We start from the raw sequence: 21,031 nt of genomic DNA, 5'->3' as shown, positions 1-21,031 counted from the left end.
GTGAGCGAGACCATTCGCGTACCCGACATCGGCAACGGCCAGGGCGAAGTGATCGAACTGCTGGTCAAGGTCGGTGATCGCATCGAGACCGACCAGAGCCTGCTCACCCTGGAGTCGGACAAGGCCAGCATGGAAATTCCCGCGCCCAGGGCCGGCGTGGTGAAGGCCATCAAGGTGAAGGTCGGCGATACCCTCAAGGAAGGCGATGAGATCCTCGAAATGGAGGCCGAAGGCAGCGCCGACGCCAAACCCGCGGAGCCGGCCAAACCTGCCGCCGAGGAACCCCGGCCCGATGCCGCGCCGTCGCCTGAACCTGCGCCTTCTGGTGGCGGTGTGGAAACTATCAAGGTGCCGGATATCGGCAACGGCCAGGGCGAGATCATCGAACTGATGGTCAAGGTCGGCGACCGCATCGAGGCCGACCAGAGCCTGCTGACCCTGGAATCGGACAAGGCCAGCATGGAAATCCCCGCGCCGAAGGCCGGCGTGGTGAAAGCCTTCAAGGTGAAGATCGGCGACACCCTCAAGGAAGGCGACGACATTCTCGAACTGGAAACCGAGGGTGGCGCAGCGGCGGCGGCAGCGGCTCCTGCCCCTGTTCCGGAGCCGGCCAGGCAGGCCGAGGAACCCGCTTCGGCCTCCGCCACGAAAGCCGAGCAGCCGAAGGTGGCGGAAGCCGCCCCGGTGGGTGCGCCGAGCCGAGACGGCACCAAGGTGCACGCGGGCCCCGCCGTGCGCATGGTCGCCCGCGAATTCGGTGTCGACCTGGCGCAAGTCACCGGCACCGGGCCCAAAGGCCGCATCCTCAAGGAGGACGTGCAGCTGTTCGTGAAGGAGCAACTGCAGCGCAGCAGATCCGGCGCTCCAACGGGCGCAACTGGCGGCGCAGGCATTCCAGCGATTCCGGAAATCGACTTCAGCAAGTTTGGCGAAACGGAAGAAGTGGCGATGACCCGCCTGATGCAGGTCGGCGCCAGCAACCTGCACCGCAGTTGGCTGAATGTGCCCCACGTGACCCAGTTCGAATCCGCTGACATCACCGAAGCGGAAGCCTTCCGTATTGCGCAGAAGGCGACGGCGGAAAAGGCCGGGACCAAGCTGACTATCCTGCCGATCCTGCTCAAGGCCTGTGCCCACCTGCTGCGCGAGCTGCCGGACTTCAACAGCTCGCTGGCCCCCAGCGGCAAGGCGCTGATCCGCAAGAAGTACGTGCACATCGGCTTCGCCGTGGACACGCCGGATGGGCTGCTGGTGCCGGTGATCCGCGACGTCGACAAGAAAGGTTTGCTGCAGCTTGCGCTGGAGGCTGCCGAGCTGGCAGAGAAGGCGCGGACCAAGAAGCTCTCCGCCGACGCCATGCAGGGCGCCTGCTTCACCATCTCCAGTCTCGGGCACATCGGCGGCACCGGCTTCACGCCGATCGTCAACGCGCCAGAGGTGGCGATCCTCGGCGTCAGCAAGGCGACCATTCAACCGGTGTGGGACGGCAAGGCCTTCCTCCCCCGGCTGATGCTGCCGCTGTCGCTATCCTATGACCACCGCGTGATCAACGGCGCGGCGGCGGCGCGGTTCACCCGGCGGCTCGGGGAGGTGCTGGGGGATATTCGCAGTTTGTTGCTATAGCGCCCGTCCCGGCGCTGATCGCGAGCAAGCTCGCTCCTACGAAGAGCTGGTTGTATGCGCTTCCTGTAGGAGCGAGCTTGCTCGCGAAGCCGTTACATCCGATCCAGCGGAATCCGCAGATAGCGCACGCCGTTGGCTTCCGCCTCCGGCAACGCCCCGCCTCGCATGTTCACCTGGATCGACGGCCAGATCAGTGCCGGGGCATTGAGCGTCGCATCGCGCTCGTTGCGCATGGCGACGAAGACCTCCTCGGTTATCCCCTCATGCACGTGGACGTTAGCCTCGCGCTCGCGCGCCACCGTGGTCTCGTGCTGGTGCTCGTCGCGCCCCGGAGCCAGGTAATCGTGACACATGAACAGGCGCGTCTCGCCCGGCAGCGCAAACAGCCGCTGGATCGAGCGATACAACTGGCGCGCATCGCCGCCGGGGAAATCGCAGCGGGCGGTGCCGTAGTCGGGCATGAACAGGGTGTCGCCGACGAAGGCTGCGTCAGCGATGAGATAGGTCATGCAGGCCGGCGTATGGCCCGGCGTGTGCAGCGCCTGGGCCTGCAATTCGCCAATGCTGAAGCACTCGCCGTCCGCGAACAGGTGGTCGAACTGGCTGCCGTCGCAGGGAAAGTCCTCACCGAGGTTGAGCAGCCCGGCGAAGGTGCGCTGTACCCGGGCGATACTTGCGCCAATGGCCAGCCGCCCGCCGAGCTCGGCCTTGAGCCAGGCGGCCGCAGACAGGTGATCGGCGTGCAGATGGGTCTCCAGCAGCCACTGCACCGTCAGCGCCTGCTCGCGTACATGGTCGAGGATGCGCCGGGCGCTGACATTGCTCACGCGGCCGGAGGCGGCGTCGTAATCCAGCACCGGATCGATGATGGCGCAGCACCCGGTGCTGTGGTCCGCCACCACGTAGCTGTAGGTGGAGGTGGCCGGGTCGAAGAAGTGCTGGATGGTGGCGCTCATGCGGGTCTCCTCTGGGTCTCGCGTTGCCATTCGTAGGCGGCGTGGAGCGCCATCCCCACCAGCATGGCGAAGCAGAACAACGCACCCTGCCAGTAGCCTGCGGCGAAGCTCACCAGTGCCGGGCCCGGGCAGATGCCGGCAATGCCCCAGCCAACGCCGAACAGCAGGCTGCCGCCGATCAGCCGGCTATCCAGGTCGCGGCGCTGCGGTAACTGCATCAGGCCACCCAGCAGCGAACGGTCATGCCGCCGCGCCCAGGTGAAGAACGGTAGCCCAACAGCGATGGCAGCCAGCATCACCAGTGCCAGCGAAGGATCCCAGCGCCCGGCAAGATCGAGGAAGCCCAGCACCTTGGCAGGGTTGACCATGCCCGCCAGCAACAGGCCGACGCCGAACAGCAGGCCGGCCAGCAACGCGACGATCCTGCTCATGCTCCAATCCCCAGCCAGTGACGCAGAGCGAACACGGTGGCGAAGCCGGTACCCATGAAGCACAGTGTCGCCACCAGCGAGCGGCCAGACAGCCGCGACAGCCCGCAGACGCCATGCCCACTGGTGCAGCCGGAACCGAAGCGGCTGCCGACACCGACCAGCAGTCCCGCCACCGCCAGCGTCATCCAGCCGGCCTCGAAGCGGATCTCCGGCAGTGGACGCAGCGCTGCCCACAACAGCGGCGCAGCCAGTATTCCAAGCAGGAAGAACAGCCCTTCGCCCTTCCAGCCGGCGCTCTTGAACAGCCCGCCGAGCAAGCCGCTGATGCCCGCGACACGGCCGTCGAGCACGACATAGAGCCCGGCCGACAGACCGATCAGCGCACCACCGGCCAAGGCGCTCCAGGGCGTGAAATGGGTCCAGTCGATCATGTCGGTTGCTCCGCGCAGAACAGCCGGTACAGCGTTTCGATCACCGCCAGCGCCTGCTGGCTGGCAATGCGGTAGTAGACCTGCTTGCCCTCGCGGCGGGTCTCCACCAGCTCTTCGCGGCGCAGTACCGCCAGTTGCTGGGACAGGGTCGGCTGGGCGATGCCCGTACGGGCTTCCAGCTCACCGACGTTCAGCTCACCCTCGGCCAGTTGGCAGAGCAGCATCAGGCGGTCGGTATTGGCCAGCGCCTTGAGCAACTGACAGGCGGATTCGGCGGACTGGTGCAGACGCAGCGCGTCGGCGGGGTCGAGCGTGGTGGCGGTCATGGAAACGATCTACAAATAAACAATCTATATTTTTATAGATTGTTTTCCGCACCCTGACCAGCCCCTCGTCCGTTCCTCAGATCAGCGGCTTCTCGTACCGCCAGGCGTCGGCGCCGTCTTCGTAGAAACCGGCGATCCGGCCGAACCGACGATAGTCACGCCGCTCGTAAAGGCCGATGGCGACGCTGTTATCGACACGCACCTCAAGCCGCAGCGCCTTGCAGCCGCGGCCCTTGGCACTGCGCTCCGCCTGCTCCAGCAGACGACCGCCCAGCCCCCTGCCGCGGGCCTGCGCCGAGATCGCCAGCGAATACAACCGCGCCACCGTGGCGCCCCGGCGGAACAGCAGCAAGGCGTAGCCAAGCAGCTCGCCGCCCTCCTTCGCCACGATGAGTTCAGCGCTCGGCGCTGCGATCAGATGGCGGAAGCTGCGCGGACTCAGGCGATCCTCGTCGAAAGTGCCCTCCTCCAACGCGAGAAGGGCCGGCAAATCGTCCCGCGCGGCAAGGCGATATAACAGTGACATGGGCTCTCCGTAAAACTTTCGTAATGAACCGGGACATTTCCAGAAGTTACTGCTTAATAGACACACGGCAACTTTCAGACAGGTCCGTGAACAATGTCTTCGCTACACACTAACTTCCATGAAAAGTTGAACGCAAGTTCTCTCCAGATAATCTCCGATGCCGCCGCAGAGCCTCCCTCAGCGCGGTCCAGCCAGGTTCTCATCATCGTCGAGCGCAAAGAAGACTGGGCCTCGTACATCCCCAGCGAGGATATGCTGACGGCGCGGGAGTATCTGGAAAACTCCCGTCATTTAGAAGCGGGAAAACGTTTCCAGGTAATCAATCTATGTCGTCACTATAAATATCTCGGCCATGGTTATTACTGTTCTCTGCTCGCCGAAGCACGTGGGCACAAGGTCATTCCGTCCGTGCGCACCATCAGCGAACTGGCGAAGAAATCCCTCTATGGGCTGGCCCTGGACGGCCTGGAAAAATCCCTCGAGAAAGCCCTCGCCCAGCATCCCTGCGCCAGCACCGACGGCTTCACCCTACGCCTGTATTTCGGCCGCACCGACCTCGAACCGCTGCAACCCATCGCCCGCCAACTGTTCGAGGCCTTTCCCTGCCCCATCCTGCTGGTGGACTTCCGCCGTACCGACGCCTGGCACATCGCCGGCGTGCGCCCCGGCGCCCTGCACAAGCTGCGGGAGAACCAGGAAGACCAGTTCGCCGATGCCCTCGACCGCTTTAGCCGGCGCATCTGGCGTCAGCCCAACTCGCGGCGGCTGGCGCGCTACGACCTGGCCATCCTGCACAACCCGGCCGAGAGCCTGCCGCCCTCCAACGCCGGTGCGCTGGAAAGTTTCGTCCGCGTCGGCCGGCAACTGGGCATCGATGTCGAGCTGATCGAGAAGAAGGACTACTCCCGTCTCGCCGAGTACGACGCATTGCTGATCCGCGAGACCACCCGCGTCGACGACCACACCTACCGCTTTGCCAAGAAAGCCGAGCGAGAGGGGTTGATCGTAATGGACGACCCGGCCTCGATCCTGCGCTGCACCAACAAGGTCTACCTGACCGATCTGCTGCGCAGCCACGGCCTGGGCATGCCGGATACGGAAATCCTCTACAAGGACGCGCCACAGGAGCTCGAGCGCATCGGCGCGCGGCTGGGCTTCCCGCTGGTGCTGAAAATTCCCGACGGCTGCTTCTCCCGTGGCGTCTACAGAGTCCAGGACGCCCAGCATCTGCGCAGCGTCAGCGCCGAGCTGTTCGAGCACTCGGTGCTGCTGCTCGCCCAGGAATACCTCTACACCGAATTCGATTGGCGCATCGGCATTCTCAACCGCCAGCCGGTGTTCGCCTGTCAGTACTTCATGTCCCGCGGGCATTGGCAGATCGTCGAACACAAGGCCGGCGGCGAGGTGATCGGCGAGTGCCGCACGCTGCCGGTGGAAAGCGCGCCGCCCGCCGTGGTGGAACTGGCGCTGAAGACCGCCAGCCTGATCGGCGACGGTCTTTATGGCGTGGACCTCAAGCAGGTCGATGGCGAGGTAGTGGTGATCGAGGTGAACGACAACCCCAACCTCGATGCCGGCATCGAAGACGCCTGCCTCAAGGACGACCTCTACCGCCAGGTGCTGGAGGAATTCATCCGCCGCCTGGAGCTCAAGCGGCGCGGCCAGGCGTTGTGATCAACCCCCAAAGGAGAACTCCATGGAAGCCACGCATATCGGCCTGAGCATCCTGATCGCCATTGTCGTGTTCGGCACCGCGATCAACTATTTCGACCGCCGCATGAAGCCTCGCGAAGTGCGCGAACAGGCCAGGAGCAAGGCTCAGCCGAAGCGCACGCAGTAGATCGGTGGCAGGTTCATCGACAGGCACTGCCAGTGATCGCCGCCGTTTTCCGAAAGCCACAGCCCGCCAGTGGTGGAGCCCATCGCCAGGCACACGCCGTCGTCATCCACCGCCAGGCCGTGGCGATACACCAGGTCGAAGGCCGCGCCCTGCGGCAAGCCGCTGTCGAGCACCTCGAAACTGGCGCCGCCATCACGGGTACGGGTGACAACGAAGCGGGCGTCCACCGGAATCCGGCAGACGTCCTTCACGGCGGGAACGAACCAGGCGGTGTCCGGCTGGGTCGGGTGGGCAACGACGGCGAAACCGAAGCTCGACGGCTTGACCTGCACGTCGCTCCACCGCGCGCCACCGTCGGTGGAGGTGAAGATGCCGTTGTGGTGCTGCACCCACAGACGCTGCGGCTGCGCGGGGCAGTGGACCAGCCGATGCGGGTCCTGGATGGCACCGTCTTCACGCAATTCCGCGGGCATGTAGTCGGCGTACATGCCGCGGGTGGTGACACGCCAGTTGGCTCCGCCATCGTCGCTCTGCCAGACGCCGCCACAAGACACCGCGACCGTCAGGTGCTGGCTGTCGCGCGGGTCGACACTGACCGAGTGGATGCCCGGCCAGTCGTAGCCACCGCCCATCCAGCGCGCGCGCTCGGGCAGGTCCCAGAGCGGGCGGTTCAGCTCCCAACTGTCACCTCCATCGCCGCTGCGGAACAGGCCGCCGGGAATGGTGCCGGCCCAGAGTACACCGGGCTCGGCGGCGCCACCGGTTTCCAGGCACCAGATCTGCTGCAAGACCCAGGGCGCGGACGGCGCATCACCGTCGTTGGGCTCAGGCAGCGGGTCGGGTTGCGGCGGGTAGGTCGGCACGGCGACCTCCTGCCAGTCTTCACCCGCGCGCTGACGCCAGAGCTTGCAGCCGAAGTGGCCAAGGTTGAGGGCGGCGTAGAGGGTTTCATCGCGCGGGTCGGCGAGCACCGTACTCAGCGGCTCGCCGAGAAAGTCACGGCGAGTTTCCCGCCAGCCGTCCGCGTCACGCTGGAAGGTGAACAGCCCCTTGCGGGTCGCCACCAGCAATCGATCATCCATCTTGCTCTCCTGACATGCCGCCTTGTTCTCAACCGCCGCTCAATGCCTGGACCACGTAGACCTCGCTATCCGCCGCCAGCGCATCGCTGAGGCGGGCGCGATCACGCAAGCGCAGGCCATCGATGAAGATGGTCAGGTGGCGACGAAGCCCGCCCTGATCGTCGAGCAGGTAGCCGCGCAGTTTCGGCGCTTCGACAAATACCGCTTCCAGCGCGCCGGCGAGGGTCGCGGCAGGCAACTCGCGCTCCTCGATGGGAACGTGGCGCTGGATAGAAGGGGCGAAGACGATACGGCACATGCTCGGGCCATGGACTGACACTGACTGCCCCAGTCTAGGTCAGTGCCGACGAAGCATCCGGCTGGTTCGACGGGATGCGCTGTGGTGACAGGAGCGGCTCTGGATCGGCCCTCCCGGTGCACAGGCAAGCGCATTCAGTTTCGATTTTACAAAACCAAACGTCGTGAAAATCACATTTAACAAACCCATACGCCGTGCGAGTCTGCGGAAATCGTCAGCCAAATCCTTCGACATGCACCTGCTCGTTTCGCCCGCACCGCTGGAACCCGTCGCCGCCCGCAAGGCCGGCAGCGCTGTCCGCCTGCCGCGCAAACATGCCCGCTGGCTCGAACTGCAACCGCTGACCCTGCCTCTGGAACTGGCCTTCTGGGCGCTCTGGCATTGCCGCCACGCGCGCCCGCCGGACTCCACCTCTCGCTGATCGGGCACCCGCCCGAATTCGCCCGACGGAGCTACATTCATCGAAGAGCTGGGCTCATCACAGCCATCGCCTTCATCGAACAAGACGTAGCCCGTTGCATCGCTTGCCTGCCTTTGATCCTGCGCCCGTTGGCGCGGCCCTGGCCTGCAGGTCGTCAGAGCATCCGCGTGGATGCTAACGAGAGCCCCATGAATTTCGCCTCCGTGCAAGAAGCCCAGTATTTCCTGGCCCAGAACCCCGATATCGAGATGGTCGAGCTGTTCATCCTCGACGCCAACGGCGTGCCGCGCGGCAAGCTGCTGCACCGCGAGGAGCTGCTCGCCGTGTACCAGTCCGGCCGGCCGCTGCCCAGCACCATCCTCGGCCTCACCGTGCACGGCGAAGACGTGGAGGATTCCGGGCTGGTCTGGGATGTCGGCGATATCGACTGCCGCGCCTATCCGCTGGCTGGCAGCCTGGTGCGCCTGCCCTGGCGGCAGATTCCCACGGCGGCGGTGCAGGTCAGCATGCACCCCGAGCAAGGCAAGCCGGCGGACATCGCCGACCCGCGCCATGTGCTGATCCATGTGATCGACGGTCTGAAGGCCGCCGGCTACCACCCGGTGATGGCCTGCGAGCTGGAGTTCTACCTGCTGGACGCCAAGCGCGATGCCAATGGCCGCCCGCAGCCGGCGCTGGATGCCGACGGTGGCCGCCCGCGCGCCACTCAGGTCTACGGCCTGCGCGAGCTGGAACAGATCGAGCCGTTCCTCGCCGACCTCTATGCCGCCTGCAAGGCCCAGGGCATCCCGGCGCGCACGGCCATCTCCGAATACGCGCCGGGCCAGGTGGAAATCACCCTGGAGCACGGCGACGCGCTGCTCGCCATGGACCAGGCCGTGCGCTACAAGCGCCTGGTGAAGGGCGTGGCGCACAAGCACGGCATGCAGGCGTGCTTCATGGCCAAGCCGTTCGACGACCTGGCCGGCACCGGCATGCACATGCATGTGTCCCTGGCCGACGCCGAGGGCAACAACCTCTTCGCCAGCGAAGACCCGGCCGGCACCCCGCTGCTGCGCCAGTCCGTGGGCGGCATGCTGAAAAGCCTGCTCGACTCGCTGCTGCTGTTCTGCCCCAACGCCAACTCCTACCGCCGCTTCCAGGCCAACAGCTACGCGCCGCTGGCGCCGACCTGGGGCTGCGACAACCGCACCGTGAGCCTGCGCGTGCCGGGCGGCCCGGCCAACACCCGTCACGTGGAGCACCGCATCTGCGGCGCCGACGCCAACCCCTACCTGGCCGCTGCCGCGATCCTCGCCGGCATCCATCGCGGTATCCGCGAGGAGATCGATCCGGGTGCGCCGGTGGAAGGCAACGGTTACGCCCAGGCCAAGGAACTGCTGCCCACCGACTGGCTCACCTCGCTGCGCGCACTGGAGCGCTCCAGCTGGGCGCGCGATGCGCTGGGCCACGAGTTCCTCGGCGTCTACCTGAAGGTCAAGCAGGCCGAGTACCGCCAGTTCATGGGCGAGGTCGGCGAGCAGGACTGGCGCTGGTATCTGACGCAGGCGTGAAGATGGTGCGATGAGCTGAAGAGCCCCTCTCCCCAACCCTCTCCCGCAAGCGGGAGAGGGGGCCGATTGTGCCGAGACGAGTTCTTCGCTCACTGAAATCCCAGGTTAAAAGCGAATTTTCAGCCCGCTCCGATCAGCTCCCTCTCCCTTCAGGGAGAGGGCTGGGGAGAGGGAAACCGAACAACAACAGGAACACCGAAATGAACGCCGCACTGAACCCCGCCACTCCCGCCCCGGAGCGCGCGAAGTCCTACTATTCCGCCAGCCTCAACGAAGAGACCAGCTACCCCACGCTGCAGGGCGAGGTGAACGTCGACATCGCCATCATCGGCGGCGGCTTCACCGGCGTCGCCACTGCCGTGGAGTTGGCCGAGCGCGGCTACAAGGTCGCCATCGTCGAGACCAACAAGGTCGGCTGGGGCGCCAGTGGGCGCAACGGCGGACAGGTCACCGGCTCTCTCTCGGGCGACTCGGCCATGGAGAAGCAGATGCGCCAGTGGCTGGGCGACGACGTCGACGATTTCATCTGGCACCTGCGCTGGCGCGGCCACGAGATCATCAAGAGCCGCGTGGAGAAATACGGCATCCAGTGCGACCTGAAGTTCGGCCACCTGCACGCCGCGATGAAGCCGTCGCACATGGACGAGCTGAAGGCCACCTTCGATGACGCCAAGCGCCGTGGCATGGGCGATGAGATCACCCTGCTGGACGCTGCCGGCGTGCGCGCGCACCTGGAAAGCGACCTCTACTGCGGCGCCATCAAGAACACCCGCAACATGCACCTGCACCCGCTCAACCTGTGCATCGGCGAGGCCAAGGCCGCCGCCAGCCTGGGCGCGCTGATCTTCGAACACTCCGAAGTACTGGACATCATCCACGGCCCGCGCCCGGCGGTGGTCACCTCCGGTGGGCGGATCAACGCATCCCAGGTGATGCTGGCCGGCGACGTCTACCACAAGCTCGAACGCAAGCAGCTCAAGGGCATGATCTTCCCGGCCATGGGCGGCATCGTCACCACCAAGCCGCTGGGTGAGCTGGCCAAGCGCATCAACCCGCAGGACCTGGCGGTCTACGACTGCCGCTTCGTGCTCGACTACTACCGCATGACCGGTGACGGCCGCCTGCTGTTCGGCGGCGGCGCCAACTACTCGGGCCGCGACTCGCGCGACATCGCCGGCGAACTGCGCCCGTGCATCGAGCGTACCTTCCCGGCGCTCAAGGGCGTGGACATCGAGTTCCAGTGGAGCTGCGCCATGGGCATCGTGATGAATCGCATCCCGCAACTGGGCAAGCTGTCGGAGAACGTCTGGTACTGCCAGGGCTATTCCGGCCACGGCGTGGCGACCACCCACATCATGGGCGAGATCATGGCCACGGCGATGACCGGCGACCTGGAGAAGTTCGACACCTTCGCCCAGTGCAAGCACATCCGCGTGCCCATGGGCGACGTGTTCGGCAACCCGATGCTGGCGGCAGGCATGTGGTACTACCAGATGATGGAGAAGCTGCGCTAACAGCCAGTTTCACACTCGACCTGTGCAGGAGCGGGCGCCGTCCGCGATGGGCAACCGGTCACTTCGGAGTGGCCGGAAATCGATCGCGGACAGAGTCCGCTCCTACAGGAAACACATCGGACTCAACCTGTAGGAGCGGACCTTGTCCGCGAAATCCCGCGCGGCGGAAAAGTTCATCTGCAGGTGAACGCCGCAATCTTGCGCCATATCCTGTAGGAGCGAGCTTGCTCGCGAACACCCGCCCCGCTGCGGCCCCGTTCGCGAGCAAGCTCGCTCCACCCTTCGGCATGGGAGCGGTGGCGAGCCTTCGCAGACAAGGTCCGCTCCTACGGGGCGGGCCCTGTCGCCCGCCATTGAGCCCCTCGGACGCCGGCGGCCCGGAGCGCGGTCCGGGAAACCACGCGTTGCAACATCCCCTCCGCCCGTACCCGCAGCCACTCGACACCACCGCCGCGCTCAGGGATAAAGGCTCCACTTCGCGCACCAGGAGTGAGCAGCCATGCGTTTCCCCTCGATGACCGCCCTGCGCGTGCTGGACGCCGTCGCCCGCCTGGGCAGCCTGTCCGGCGCGGCCAGCGAACTGAGCCTGACCCGCAGCGCCGTCAGCCACCAGTTGCACAGCCTGGAAGATTGCCTGGGCATCCCGCTCACCGAGCGGGTCGGCCGCGGCATTGCCCTGACCTACCACGGCGAATGCTTCGCCCGCGAGACCCAGCGCGCCCTGGCGATCCTCAACGAAGCGCGGCGCTTCGCCAATGCCGAGGAAGTCTCCGGCCGCCTCTGTGTGAGCTGTACGCCAGGCTTCGCCACCTACTGGCTGTGCCACCAGATCGGCAAATTCCAGCGCGCCCACCCACAGGTGGAACTGAACCTGGTCTCGCCACGGGTGCCCGACGACGTCAGCGACCGCGACGTCGACCTGTTCATCGCATACGGCGTGGGCGACTGGACCGACCTGCACGTGGACCTGATCGCCACCCTGGACACCTTCCCGGTGTGCAGCCCGTCGCTGATCAACTCGGTGGGCGGCCTCGACTCGCCGGAAGACCTCGCCAGCCTGCCTTTCCTGCATATGGTCGATCACTCCGACTGGTTGCTGTGGACCGCCGCCGCCGGGGTAAAGAACCTCAACGTGCGCAACGGCATCGTCTTCTCCGACGCGCACCTGGTGCAGTCGGCGGCCATTGCCGGGCAAGGCGTGGCCATGGGCGATGCGCTGGTCAGCGGCGACGCCATGGCCAAGGGGCAGTTGGTGCGGCTGTTCAACGTCGCCATCGAGCCGCCCAACCGCTATTACTTCGTCACCGACCCGGCCAAGTCCGAACGCCCGGACGTGCGTGCCTTCAAGGCCTGGATGAAGGCCGAGCTGCGGATGTCCGAGCAGTTCCGCCAGGGCGGCCGCAACGCGCTGATTGGTGAGTGAATTCGAACAATGAGGGCAAAAAAACGCGATTGAAGCGGAGAGAGATTTGACAATACTGCATTAAAAAAAGGCCGCCGATCTTTACCCGATCCTCACCCGGCGGCCGCTCGAACAAGAACAAGAAATCGAGGTAAGTGCAGTGGAGCGACAGCCCCAACTCCGTGCCATCGGCATCGGCAAGAGCTACGGAAGTTTCAACGCGCTGGACAACGTGTCCATCGACATCCAGCAGGGCGAGTTCCTCACCCTCCTCGGGCCTTCGGGCTCCGGCAAGACTACCTTCCTGATGATCCTCGCCGGCTTCCAGGACCCGTCCCGCGGCAAGCTCGAAGAAGGCGGCGCCGATATCACCCGACGCCCCGCCGAGAAGCGCAACTTCGGCATGGTGTTCCAGGGCTATGCCCTGTTCCCGCACATGAGCATCGAGGACAACGTTGCCTTTCCGCTGAAGATCCGCGGCGTGAAGGCCGACGAGCGCAACCGTCGCGTGCGCCACATGCTCGAAGTGGTCGGCCTGGGCGAGCACCTGGGCAAGCGCCCTGGCGAACTCTCCGGCGGCCAGCAGCAACGCGTTGCCATTGCCCGCGCCCTGGTGTTCGAACCGGACATGCTGCTACTCGACGAACCTCTCTCCGCCCTCGACAAGAACCTGCGCGAGCAACTGCAGGCGGAACTGCAACGCATCCACCGCCAGGTCGGCACCACCTTCGTCTTCGTCACCCACGACCAGAACGAAGCCCTCGCCCTGTCTACCCGCATCGCTATCTTCAACCGGGGCCAACTGGCCCAGGTCGACGCGCCGGAAACCATCTACAACCGGCCGAACAACCGCTTCGTCGCCGAATTCCTCGGCAAGATGAACCTCTTCCCGCTCAGCCAGCTGGGCCGCGCCGGCGAACTGGCCTGCGGACGTTTCGGCGAGGCCGAGTTGCGCGCCAGCTACTCCTCCGCCATGCAGGCCGAAGCACCGCTGCTGGCGGTGCGCCCGGAGCACATGCAATTGCACAGCGCACCGCCGCAGGTGAACGGCCACAACGTGGTGCAGGCCGTGCTCACCGCCAAGACCTACCAGGGCGCCAGCACTGAGCTGTGCCTGGGCGCCGGCAGTGAAGGCAAGTTGCCCATGAGCCTCGCCGTACACGCTGACCACCAGGCCTCGCGCCTGGAGCACGGTTCCAAGGTCTGGCTGAGCTGGCCCATCGAGAAAAGCCTGCTGCTGGCCTGAGTCATCGCGTTCGCATGTCCTCCTTTCGCCATCCCCACTGATCGGGAGCTGCCCCCCATGTTCAATCCGAAAGAGTTCAATCCGCACCAGCAAGACTGCATCGAAGTCCTCATCGAAAAGACCCGTCGCGGCCAGATCGACCGCCGTACCTTCCTCAAGGGCATGGGCCTGATGGCCGCCCTGCCGCTGGCCCTGCGCAACGGCGTGAGCTTTGCCGCCGGCGACAAGCCGCTGGTGGTGGTGAACTGGGGCGGCGACGCGATCAAGGCCTTCGGCAAGGCCTGGACCGAGGGCTTCTCCAAGGCCACCGGCATTCCCACCAAGATCGACGGCAGCGGCCCCACCGAAGGCGCCATCCGCACTCAGTTGTCCAGCGGCCGGGTAAGCTGGGACGTGGTCGACGCGGAAAGCTCGGTCCTGCAGATCCTCGGCAAGGAAGGCCTGGTCCAGCCCATCGACTACAACGTCGTGTCCAAGGACAAGGTGCTGCCCGGCTTCGCCTACGAATACGGCATCGCCGACTACATGCTCAGCTACGTGATCGCCTACGACAGCGAGCGTTTCGGCGACAAGGTGCCCAAGACCTGGGCGGACTTCTGGGACGTGAAGACCTTCCCCGGCAAGCGCACCCTCTACAAGTGGATGAACGGCATGCTGGAGGCCGCGCTGCTGGCCGACGGCGTGACCCCGGACAAGCTCTACCCGCTGGACGTGCCGCGCGCGCTGAAGAAGATCGAAGAGCTCAAGCCCCATGTGCTGTCCTTCTGGGGCTCGGGGGCGGAAACCCAGCAGTTGCTGATCGAAGGCGAAGTTTCCATGGGCGCCATCTGGAACACCCGCGCCCAGGTCATCACCGACGACAGCGAAGGCCGCATCAAATGGACCTTCGACAACGCCCTGCTGGGCTGCAGCAACTGGGGAGTGCTCAAGGGCAACCCGGCCGGCACCGAGGCCGCCATGAAGTTCATCGCCTACGCCCAGGACCCGCAATCCCAGGTCGAGCTGTTCAAGATGTTCGGCAACGGCCCGGCCAACCCTGCCGCCGCCGCGCTGATCCCCGACGACCGCAAGCACCTCAACTGCACGGACCCGGCGAACCTGCCCAAGCAGATCATGCTCAGCCACGAGTGGTACACCGACCACTACGGGGCAACCCTGGAGCAGTACCTGACCCACATTTCCAAGTGACGCGGAGCGCAGGTCATGGCCGATAACGCCCCCTCGCGGCTCAAGCTGGGCGCCCTGCTGCTGCCGCTACCGATCGTCCTCTTCGTGTTCTACGTACTGCCCTTCCTCGGCGTGCTCGGTTGGAGCGTGACCCTGCCGGAGCCGGGGATCGAGCAGTACCAGCGGATCATGACGGACCCGGCGATCCACGACGTGCTCTGGCGGACCTTCCGCCTGTGCACCACGGTCAGCGTGATCTCCCTGGTGATCGCCTACCTGATGGCCTACTGCTGGGTCTACAGCCCGCCGTTCTGGCAGCGCGTGGTGGAAATCTGCGTGTTCATCCCGTTCTGGCTGTCGGTACTGGTGCGCGCCTTCGGCTGGCTGATCGCCTTGCGCAGCAACGGCCTGCTCAACGACTGGCTGCAGTACCTGGGCATCACCAACGAGCCGTTACAGCTCACCCGTAACGAACTGGGCGTGGTGATCGGCATGGTCCATTTCATGGTGCCCTTCGCGCTGTTCCCGCTGGTCTCCACCATGCGCCGCCTCGACCCGCGCGTGCTGCTCGCCGCGCGCGGCCTGGGCGCCGGGCAGATGCGCACCTTCTGGAGCATCTTCGTGCCGCAGACCATTCCCGGCATCCTCGGCGCCTTCATCATCGTCTTCGTGTTCTGCCTGGGCTTCTTCATCACCCCGGCGATCCTCGGTGGCGGGCAAACGGTGATGGTGGCCGAGTACGTCTATCTGCAGATGTTCCAGACCAGCAACTGGGGCCTCGGCGCTGCGCTTTCGGTGGTTTTGCTGGCACTGGTCAGCGGGATGATCTGGGCGCTGCTGCGCATGACCCGCGTCGACAAGCTGGTCGGCTGAGGAACGAGGTACTCATTGATGAACGCACACGAAACCAAAGCCCCCAGCCGCCTGCTGGCGACCATGGCGATGATCTTCATGGTCTTCCCGCTGCTGGCGGTGATTCCGGTGTCCTTCACCAGCAAGCGTTTCCTGTCGATGCCCAACGGCAACTGGTCGCTGCGGCATTACCAGGCGCTGCTGGACAGCCCCGAATGGCTCGCGGCGATCGGCCAGAGTCTGATCGTCGCCACCGCCACCTGCATCATCGCCACCGCCCTGGCGGTGAGCTTCAGCCTCGGCATCTGGTACCTGCGCTCGCGCCTGGCGACCCTGCTGATCGGCCTGGTGCTGCTGCCCATGGCAATCCCGCCGATGATCTCGGCGATGGTCCTGTACTTCATGGAAACCAAGGTCAGCCAGTTCGCGCCCGGCCTGGGCTACGACACCCTGTTCGGCCTGACCATTGCGCACATCGTAATGGTGGTGCCCTATGGTGTGGTGACCATGCTGGTAGCGCTCAGCCAACTGGACCGGCGCATCGAACTGGCGGCGCGCAACCTGGGCGCGAGCCTGGGCCAGACCACCTTCATGGTGGTGCTGCCGAACCTCAAGCTGGGCGTGGCGAGCACGGCGTTGCTGTGCTTCGCACTGAGCTGGGAAGAGATCGCGGTGACTCTGTTCGTCACTAGCACCGAGGTGAATACATTGCCGCGGCAGATCTGGTCCGGCCTGCGCGACAACATCGACCCGGCCGTGGCGGCGATTTCAGTGGTGCTGATCGCCCTGACCTTCGTTGCGCTGGTCGGGCGGATGATTGCCCAGAAGCTTGCAGCACGCCCGGTAGGAAGCTGAAGCCTTTCCCTGTAGGAGCGAGCTTGCTCGCGAACAACGCCCCCGGCAGCTCCGGCGCTGGGCGGTTCGCGAGCAAGCTCGCTCCTACGAAAAAGCGCTATCGCCAGTGACTCCGAGGCTGAGAGTCCGCTCCTACGCACATTGGGATCTCAACGCAAAGATCACTCCGCCTTCTTGCGAATCCAGTACAGGTAGGTCCCCGCCTCTTCCTGCTGTTCCACCAGTTCGTGGCCGAGGAAGACGCAGAACTTGGGGATGTCGCGGCGGGTGGAGGGGTCGGTGGCGATGACCTTGAGCAGGCCGCCGGCGGGCAGGTCGCGCACCTTGTTGTGCAGCATCATGACCGGCTCGGGGCAATTCAGGCCGGTGGCGTCGAGAATGGCATCGACAGGCTGGGACATCACGTCACTCCAGAAAAACCAATGGCGCATTGTCGCGCAAAGGGCACCGTGCGGTCACCCCGCGTCCGTCCGGGTCACCCAACCTTGGTTGGGGGTAGGCGCTACGGGCGCCGGGCATGCTGGCGCATCCGCCTCCTCCATGGACTGACGATGCGCGCCCTCCTCTGCCTGTGCCTTGCCCTGCTCGCCGGCTGTGCCGCCCGCGACCAGCTTCCCGACTTCAGCGCCAGCCAGGGCAAGGACCTGCCCGCCACCTGGTTCGAAGCGGTGATCACCGCCCGCGACGGCACCCGGCTCTCCGCCACCGTATTCCAGCCCGCGCTGAAGGCCGGCGACACCGCGCCGGTGATCGTCCACACCCACGGCTGGGGCGGATGGCGGGTAACCGGGCCGGACGGCTACTACGGCAAGAACATGATGTCCGGGCGCGCCGCACTGCGCGCCTGGAAGGCCGGCTTCTGGGTGGTCAGCTACGACCAGCGCGGCTGGGGTGGCAGCGACGGGCGCATCGAGATGATGAACCCGCAGTTCGAAGTGCAGGATGCCAGCGCCGTGATCGACTGGGCCGCCGCCCACCTGCCGCGCGTGACGATGGATGGCGCGAACGATCCGCGCGTCGGCATGCTCGGCGAAAGCTACGGCGGCGCCGTGCAACTATTGGCCTCGGCCCAAGACCCGCGCATCGACGCCATCGTTCCCATCGCCACCTGGTACGACCTGGCCGACGCCCTGGCGCCGGACGGCCAGCTGAAGATCGGCTGGGGCGGCGTGCTGGTGAGCCTGGGGCTGGCCACCGGCTATGACCTGGGCAAGTTCGTCCAGGCCGACTACCTGCACACCAGCGGCGGGCGCATGGCTGCGCCGGTGCAGGCCGAACTGCACGCCAACAGCCTTGCCAGCTATTGCGCGGAGGGCCGTCTGCCCCACGCCGACGCCCTGCTGATCCAGGGTCTGCGCGACACCCTGTTCCCGCTGGACCAGGGCTTGCAGATTCGCCAGTGCCTGAAGCAGGCTCCGGCCGACGTGCGCCTGCTGGGCATGCAGGGGGGGCACATCCTGCCGCCGCCCATGCAAGCCTGGAGCGGGCTGCCGCCGTTCAACAACGAGCCGGTGATTCATTGCGGTTCTCGGGCGATCAATCTCTATACCGGCATCATCGCCTGGTACGAGGAAAAGCTACGCAAGCGCCCCGGCGCCGCCGACAGCGTGCCGGACCTGTGCATCAGCCTTGATCTCGAGCAGGGCCTGGCGCTGGACGACCTGCCACCGCCCGGCCCCAGCGTGGCACTGCCGGCTACGACCATCCGGCCGGCAGTGAGTGGCCTTGTGCAGCCGTCACGGTTCATTCCTCTGCAGCGCGTCAGCGAACACAGCGCTCTGCTCGGCAGCGCCGTAGTCCGTCTCACCGAACCACTGACGGAGCGCCCCGAGGCGCAGGTGTTCGCCGCCCTGGCGATCCGCAGCGCCAATGGCCGCACGCGTCGTCTGGACGAACAGGTAAAACCCTTGGCGAACCAGGGCAGCACACGCCTGAACGCCGTCAGCGCCAGCCTCGCGCCGGGAGATGAGATTGGATTGCTGCTCAGCGGCTTCAGCGACCAGTACCTGTTCAACAGTTCCTGGCGGATAGCGCCGGTAGAGCTGCAGGGCGAGGTGCAACTGCCCAGCCTGCTCCCGCTGCAGCCCCGCGTTGCCGTGCACCCGTAACCGCTCTGCCGTGCGGTTCGCGAGCAAGCTCGCTCCTACAGGTTTGCATCAGAGCGCTTTTCGTAGGAGCGAGCTTGCTCGCGAACAGGACCGCCCCATGCTTCCCAGCGAAACGACTAACGCAACGGCCCGTCCGGCGCCTCATCGAGTTGCGCCAGCAGCATCGGCTGACCATCGCCCTCAGCGGGCAGCAGCGCCCACTGCTCCTTCTTGCCCAGCCGCCGGTAGCTCTGCTTCACCTGGCTGCCCAGCGGCAGCGGCGCCTTGAAGTGCGCATCCAGGCGCACATTCTCGGCCAGGCGACGACCGGTCAGGCTGCGCGCCAGCCCCCACATGCCGTGGGCGAATGGCTTGCCGAAGCCATAGTGCGAGGCCATCAGCCTCGACAGGTGCAGCGGATTGAAGTCGCCGCTCAGCCCGGCGTAGCGCCAGCCGACAATCTTCGGCACGCGCCACTGCACGCCGGAATGCACCGGCGCTTCCAGGGTGTGCCATTGGGCACGTTCGGGCAGAGGATCGGGCTCGCTCCCGCTCTCGAGGAAGTCGCCCCGGCGCAGGTAAGTGGTGATCGACTGCCAGTAGAGCATGTCGTGATGCCAGGCCTCGGTGACGACATCCACCTCCAGGCCCAGCTCATTGCGGCGGCTGGTGAGAATGCGGCAGTCGAACTGCAGCGGCTCGTTCTCGTCGAGCATGCGATAGCGCTGGATATGGCTGCGCAGGTGAATCAGCCCCACGACCGACAGCGGCATGCGCGAGCGGCTGAGCAGGCGCAGGTGCAGCGGCAGGCTGATCACCTGCGGATAGAGCAGCGGAACGCCCAGCGCCGGGTCGAGCCCGAAGTGCTCGCGGTAGGCGCGCAAGTGGCGAAGGTCGAATTTCAGGGTGCGGCTATCCATCGCCAGGTAAGGCACGCGCTCATCGCGGCCGAGGCCGCGGCGTGGCAGCAACATGCGGCTGTAACTGCCCAGCAGGGAGGGCAACTTTCGCTTCACGAAGGTCTCCGGAAGATCTCGCGCCGCACAGCATGGGCAATGCCGGGCGGCGCGGCAAGTCACCGAAGGTCGGGTGGCGCTGCGGGACCTTTCCGAGTCGTCAACGCTCGCCCTTCTCGATCCGGCGCAGGTGGCAGGTCACTTCCTCGCGGTCGTGGTACAGCTGCTTGCAGCCGATCTGCACCTTCAGCCCGCGCTCGCGGAAGGACTCTTCCAGGCGGTCGAGGATGCGCCGCACCTCGGTGTAACGCTGCTTCATCGGCAGCTTGAGGTTGACGATGGCCTCGCGGCACAGCCCCTCGCCGATCCAGGTTTCGATCATCGCGCCGGTGCGAGCGGGCTTTTCGACGATATCGCAAACCATCCAGTCCATGCGTTGGCGCGGGCGGAAGGCGTAGCCGTCAACGCGCTGGTGCTCGACCAGCCCGGAGTACATCAGGTTCTCCGCCATCGGCCCGTTGTCCACGGCGACCACGCGCATCTCGCGGTTCACCAGTTGCCAGGTCCAACCACCGGGGGATGCGCCCAGGTCCACGGCGAGCATATCCGGCGCCAGACGGCGGTCCCAGTCAGCGCGGGGAATGAAGTGATGCCAGGCCTCTTCCAGCTTCAGCGTCGAGCGGCTCGGCGCCTCGCGGGGGAACTTCAGGCGCGGGATGCCCATAGGCCACATGGCGCAGTTGCGCGCCTCGGCCAGGCCGATGAAAGCCTCGCGGCCGGAACGGAAGGTCAGCAGCAGGCGCGGCAGGCTCGGGTCTTCCACCAGCTTGCCGGCCTTCACCAGGGCGGCGCGCAGGGGCTTCTCGAACTTGCGGCAGAAGGTCGAGAGTTCCTTGCCATCGTTGGTATCGAACACCTCCAGCCAGAGGCTGCCGCACTGCGGAAAGCCGGCCAGTGCCTCGAGGATCGCACCGATGCGGTCCTGCTCCGGCAGCGCGGTAAAACCGGCCCCGCGTGCCCACTGGCGCGGGAAGATCAGCTCGGAGAAACGCAGATGGCGCATCAGCCGGTCGGCGCCGTCGGCGTCCATGCTGATGAATTCGGCGTAGGCAGTGGCTGGCTTGGCCCGCGCGTAACCGGGAATGTCCAGGCGCGCGGCGTGCTCGGACAGCTCGGCACAGACCTCATTCTCGAAACCCGGGCGGCAGTGCAGTAAGAGGGTATTCATCGGGGTGTCTCCTTGGCCGCGCACTATAGAGGCTGCCCGCGAAGGTTTCATGCAGATTCGCAGGAATCATCCCATGGCCGGAGTCATTTGATCTGAACCCACTCGCAGGACAAACGGTCCAGAACAGATGGCAATACCCCTTCGGGCGGTCTAGCTTGAGTGGTCTGGCCCAGCCCGCCAGAAGACTGCCCGATGATTGCCCTGCCTGGCGAAGATGATCACCGATCGCGGCCCGTC

22 protein-coding genes are annotated in these 21,031 nt (G+C 65.7%); 12 read left to right on the top strand and 10 right to left on the bottom strand.

The annotated features are described in order from the left end of the window. Window positions 1-1,623, top strand: coding sequence for a dihydrolipoyllysine-residue acetyltransferase (gene aceF / locus AC2T4A_RS16235; RefSeq protein WP_486741178.1), 1,623 nt, complete (start codon window positions 1-3; stop codon window positions 1,621-1,623). Between the two features lie 92 nt (window positions 1,624-1,715). On the opposite strand, the gene AC2T4A_RS16230 is transcribed toward aceF, so the two are convergent. The 5 genes from AC2T4A_RS16230 to AC2T4A_RS16210 all read right to left on the bottom strand — a co-directional run bounded on the left by AC2T4A_RS16230 (window position 1,716) and on the right by AC2T4A_RS16210 (window position 4,293). After that, window positions 1,716-2,579: an MBL fold metallo-hydrolase gene (locus AC2T4A_RS16230; RefSeq protein WP_486741177.1), complete on the bottom strand. Its 864-nt coding sequence runs from the start codon at window positions 2,577-2,579 to the stop codon at window positions 1,716-1,718. Beyond that, the gene (locus AC2T4A_RS16225) at window positions 2,576-3,010 is read right to left on the bottom strand and encodes a DUF6691 family protein (protein WP_478378129.1); all 435 of its coding nucleotides are present in this window, start codon (window positions 3,008-3,010) and stop codon (window positions 2,576-2,578) included. Before AC2T4A_RS16225 ends, AC2T4A_RS16230 begins: the two co-directional genes overlap by 4 nt. Next, the gene (locus AC2T4A_RS16220) at window positions 3,007-3,441 is read right to left on the bottom strand and encodes a YeeE/YedE family protein (protein ID WP_486741176.1); all 435 of its coding nucleotides are present in this window, start codon (window positions 3,439-3,441) and stop codon (window positions 3,007-3,009) included. The genes AC2T4A_RS16225 and AC2T4A_RS16220 overlap by 4 nt, the downstream gene beginning before the upstream one ends. Next, the gene (locus AC2T4A_RS16215) at window positions 3,438-3,767 is read right to left on the bottom strand and encodes an ArsR/SmtB family transcription factor (RefSeq protein ID WP_416748181.1); all 330 of its coding nucleotides are present in this window, start codon (window positions 3,765-3,767) and stop codon (window positions 3,438-3,440) included. Before AC2T4A_RS16215 ends, AC2T4A_RS16220 begins: the two co-directional genes overlap by 4 nt. A 76-nt stretch (window positions 3,768-3,843) precedes the next feature. Next, window positions 3,844-4,293 carry a GNAT family N-acetyltransferase gene (locus tag AC2T4A_RS16210; protein WP_486741175.1) on the bottom strand — a complete coding sequence of 150 codons (450 nt, stop codon included), beginning with the start codon at window positions 4,291-4,293 and terminating at the stop codon, window positions 3,844-3,846. A gap of 93 nt (window positions 4,294-4,386) precedes the next feature. On the opposite strand from AC2T4A_RS16210, the gene AC2T4A_RS16205 reads away from it, so the two are divergent. Both AC2T4A_RS16205 and AC2T4A_RS16200 read left to right on the top strand, forming a co-directional pair. Then, complete coding sequence (locus AC2T4A_RS16205; RefSeq protein WP_486741174.1) at window positions 4,387-5,967, top strand: RimK family protein; 1,581 nt, start codon at window positions 4,387-4,389, stop codon at window positions 5,965-5,967. A gap of 22 nt (window positions 5,968-5,989) precedes the next feature. After that, window positions 5,990-6,133 (top strand): hypothetical protein, encoded by a 144-nt coding sequence (locus tag AC2T4A_RS16200; protein ID WP_416748187.1) that lies wholly within the window; start codon window positions 5,990-5,992, stop codon window positions 6,131-6,133. Here AC2T4A_RS16200 and AC2T4A_RS16195 read toward each other — a convergent pair. Both AC2T4A_RS16195 and AC2T4A_RS16190 read right to left on the bottom strand, forming a co-directional pair. Further along, complete coding sequence (locus AC2T4A_RS16195) at window positions 6,112-7,215, bottom strand: WD40/YVTN/BNR-like repeat-containing protein (RefSeq protein WP_486741173.1); 1,104 nt, start codon at window positions 7,213-7,215, stop codon at window positions 6,112-6,114. The genes AC2T4A_RS16200 and AC2T4A_RS16195 overlap by 22 nt on opposite strands. Before the next feature lie 28 nt (window positions 7,216-7,243). Then, window positions 7,244-7,513, bottom strand: a complete 270-nt coding sequence (locus tag AC2T4A_RS16190) for a MoaD/ThiS family protein (RefSeq protein WP_478378125.1) — start codon at window positions 7,511-7,513, stop codon at window positions 7,244-7,246. 232 nt (window positions 7,514-7,745) lie between these two features. Between AC2T4A_RS16190 and AC2T4A_RS16185 the strand changes: the two genes are divergently transcribed. The 8 genes from AC2T4A_RS16185 (at window position 7,746) to AC2T4A_RS16150 (ending at window position 16,523) form a co-directional block, all read left to right on the top strand. Then, window positions 7,746-7,934: a hypothetical protein gene (locus AC2T4A_RS16185; RefSeq protein ID WP_138521641.1), complete on the top strand. Its 189-nt coding sequence runs from the start codon at window positions 7,746-7,748 to the stop codon at window positions 7,932-7,934. A gap of 188 nt (window positions 7,935-8,122) precedes the next feature. Next, the gene (locus tag AC2T4A_RS16180) at window positions 8,123-9,487 is read left to right on the top strand and encodes a glutamine synthetase family protein (protein WP_138214724.1); all 1,365 of its coding nucleotides are present in this window, start codon (window positions 8,123-8,125) and stop codon (window positions 9,485-9,487) included. A 200-nt stretch (window positions 9,488-9,687) separates the two neighbouring features. Continuing rightward, window positions 9,688-11,001, top strand: a complete 1,314-nt coding sequence (locus tag AC2T4A_RS16175) for an NAD(P)/FAD-dependent oxidoreductase (RefSeq protein WP_478378123.1) — start codon at window positions 9,688-9,690, stop codon at window positions 10,999-11,001. A gap of 499 nt (window positions 11,002-11,500) precedes the next feature. Beyond that, complete coding sequence (locus tag AC2T4A_RS16170) at window positions 11,501-12,424, top strand: LysR substrate-binding domain-containing protein (RefSeq protein ID WP_416748195.1); 924 nt, start codon at window positions 11,501-11,503, stop codon at window positions 12,422-12,424. 139 nt (window positions 12,425-12,563) lie between these two features. Next, a complete protein-coding gene (locus AC2T4A_RS16165; RefSeq protein WP_416748197.1) occupies window positions 12,564-13,649 on the top strand; it encodes an ABC transporter ATP-binding protein in 1,086 nt (361 codons plus the stop codon). A gap of 57 nt (window positions 13,650-13,706) precedes the next feature. Beyond that, entirely contained in the window at window positions 13,707-14,837 is a 1,131-nt protein-coding gene (locus tag AC2T4A_RS16160) for an ABC transporter substrate-binding protein (protein ID WP_416748199.1), read from the top strand. 15 nt (window positions 14,838-14,852) lie between these two features. Further along, window positions 14,853-15,689 (top strand): ABC transporter permease, encoded by an 837-nt coding sequence (locus AC2T4A_RS16155; protein ID WP_045209150.1) that lies wholly within the window; start codon window positions 14,853-14,855, stop codon window positions 15,687-15,689. Window positions 15,690-15,707: 18 nt separating this feature from the next. Then, window positions 15,708-16,523 (top strand): ABC transporter permease, encoded by an 816-nt coding sequence (locus AC2T4A_RS16150; protein ID WP_416748204.1) that lies wholly within the window; start codon window positions 15,708-15,710, stop codon window positions 16,521-16,523. A gap of 161 nt (window positions 16,524-16,684) precedes the next feature. Here AC2T4A_RS16150 and tusA read toward each other — a convergent pair whose 3' ends face one another. Further along, window positions 16,685-16,924, bottom strand: a complete 240-nt coding sequence (gene tusA, locus AC2T4A_RS16145; protein ID WP_015477744.1) for a sulfurtransferase TusA — start codon at window positions 16,922-16,924, stop codon at window positions 16,685-16,687. A 150-nt stretch (window positions 16,925-17,074) separates the two neighbouring features. On the opposite strand from tusA, the gene AC2T4A_RS16140 reads away from it, so the two are divergent. Beyond that, entirely contained in the window at window positions 17,075-18,631 is a 1,557-nt protein-coding gene (locus tag AC2T4A_RS16140; RefSeq protein WP_486741172.1) for an alpha/beta hydrolase, read from the top strand. A 116-nt stretch (window positions 18,632-18,747) separates the two neighbouring features. Here AC2T4A_RS16140 and AC2T4A_RS16135 read toward each other — a convergent pair whose 3' ends face one another. After that, window positions 18,748-19,626 (bottom strand): MaoC family dehydratase, encoded by an 879-nt coding sequence (locus tag AC2T4A_RS16135; RefSeq protein ID WP_416748208.1) that lies wholly within the window; start codon window positions 19,624-19,626, stop codon window positions 18,748-18,750. A 100-nt stretch (window positions 19,627-19,726) separates the two neighbouring features. Continuing rightward, entirely contained in the window at window positions 19,727-20,794 is a 1,068-nt protein-coding gene (rlmM, locus tag AC2T4A_RS16130; protein WP_416748210.1) for a 23S rRNA (cytidine(2498)-2'-O)-methyltransferase RlmM, read from the bottom strand. Between the last annotated feature and the right edge of the window lie 237 nt (window positions 20,795-21,031).

The sequence above is a fragment of the Pseudomonas sp. PVC-3-1 genome (assembly GCF_057444315.1).
This window is presented reverse-complemented; position numbering and strand designations above follow the sequence as displayed.

Excerpts from the sequence above, each read along its gene's own strand:
- AC2T4A_RS16155 (WP_045209150.1), top strand. The coding sequence starts at position 14,853 with ATGGCCGATAACGCCCCCTCGCGGCTCAAGCTGGGCGCCCTGCTGCTG.
- AC2T4A_RS16215 (WP_416748181.1), bottom strand. The coding sequence starts at position 3,767 with ATGACCGCCACCACGCTCGACCCCGCCGACGCGCTGCGTCTGCACCAG.
- AC2T4A_RS16225 (WP_478378129.1), bottom strand. The coding sequence starts at position 3,010 with ATGAGCAGGATCGTCGCGTTGCTGGCCGGCCTGCTGTTCGGCGTCGGC.
- AC2T4A_RS16190 (WP_478378125.1), bottom strand. The coding sequence starts at position 7,513 with ATGTGCCGTATCGTCTTCGCCCCTTCTATCCAGCGCCACGTTCCCATC.
- AC2T4A_RS16210 (WP_486741175.1), bottom strand. The coding sequence starts at position 4,293 with ATGTCACTGTTATATCGCCTTGCCGCGCGGGACGATTTGCCGGCCCTT.
- AC2T4A_RS16170 (WP_416748195.1), top strand. The coding sequence starts at position 11,501 with ATGCGTTTCCCCTCGATGACCGCCCTGCGCGTGCTGGACGCCGTCGCC.
- AC2T4A_RS16220 (WP_486741176.1), bottom strand. The coding sequence starts at position 3,441 with ATGATCGACTGGACCCATTTCACGCCCTGGAGCGCCTTGGCCGGTGGT.
- AC2T4A_RS16185 (WP_138521641.1), top strand. The coding sequence starts at position 7,746 with ATGCACCTGCTCGTTTCGCCCGCACCGCTGGAACCCGTCGCCGCCCGC.
- AC2T4A_RS16205 (WP_486741174.1), top strand. The coding sequence starts at position 4,387 with ATGTCTTCGCTACACACTAACTTCCATGAAAAGTTGAACGCAAGTTCT.
- AC2T4A_RS16140 (WP_486741172.1), top strand. The coding sequence starts at position 17,075 with ATGCGCGCCCTCCTCTGCCTGTGCCTTGCCCTGCTCGCCGGCTGTGCC.
- tusA (WP_015477744.1), bottom strand. The coding sequence starts at position 16,924 with ATGTCCCAGCCTGTCGATGCCATTCTCGACGCCACCGGCCTGAATTGC.
- AC2T4A_RS16230 (WP_486741177.1), bottom strand. The coding sequence starts at position 2,579 with ATGAGCGCCACCATCCAGCACTTCTTCGACCCGGCCACCTCCACCTAC.
- AC2T4A_RS16160 (WP_416748199.1), top strand. The coding sequence starts at position 13,707 with ATGTTCAATCCGAAAGAGTTCAATCCGCACCAGCAAGACTGCATCGAA.
- AC2T4A_RS16180 (WP_138214724.1), top strand. The coding sequence starts at position 8,123 with ATGAATTTCGCCTCCGTGCAAGAAGCCCAGTATTTCCTGGCCCAGAAC.
- AC2T4A_RS16195 (WP_486741173.1), bottom strand. The coding sequence starts at position 7,215 with ATGGATGATCGATTGCTGGTGGCGACCCGCAAGGGGCTGTTCACCTTC.
- AC2T4A_RS16200 (WP_416748187.1), top strand. The coding sequence starts at position 5,990 with ATGGAAGCCACGCATATCGGCCTGAGCATCCTGATCGCCATTGTCGTG.
- AC2T4A_RS16150 (WP_416748204.1), top strand. The coding sequence starts at position 15,708 with ATGAACGCACACGAAACCAAAGCCCCCAGCCGCCTGCTGGCGACCATG.
- AC2T4A_RS16175 (WP_478378123.1), top strand. The coding sequence starts at position 9,688 with ATGAACGCCGCACTGAACCCCGCCACTCCCGCCCCGGAGCGCGCGAAG.
- rlmM (WP_416748210.1), bottom strand. The coding sequence starts at position 20,794 with ATGAATACCCTCTTACTGCACTGCCGCCCGGGTTTCGAGAATGAGGTC.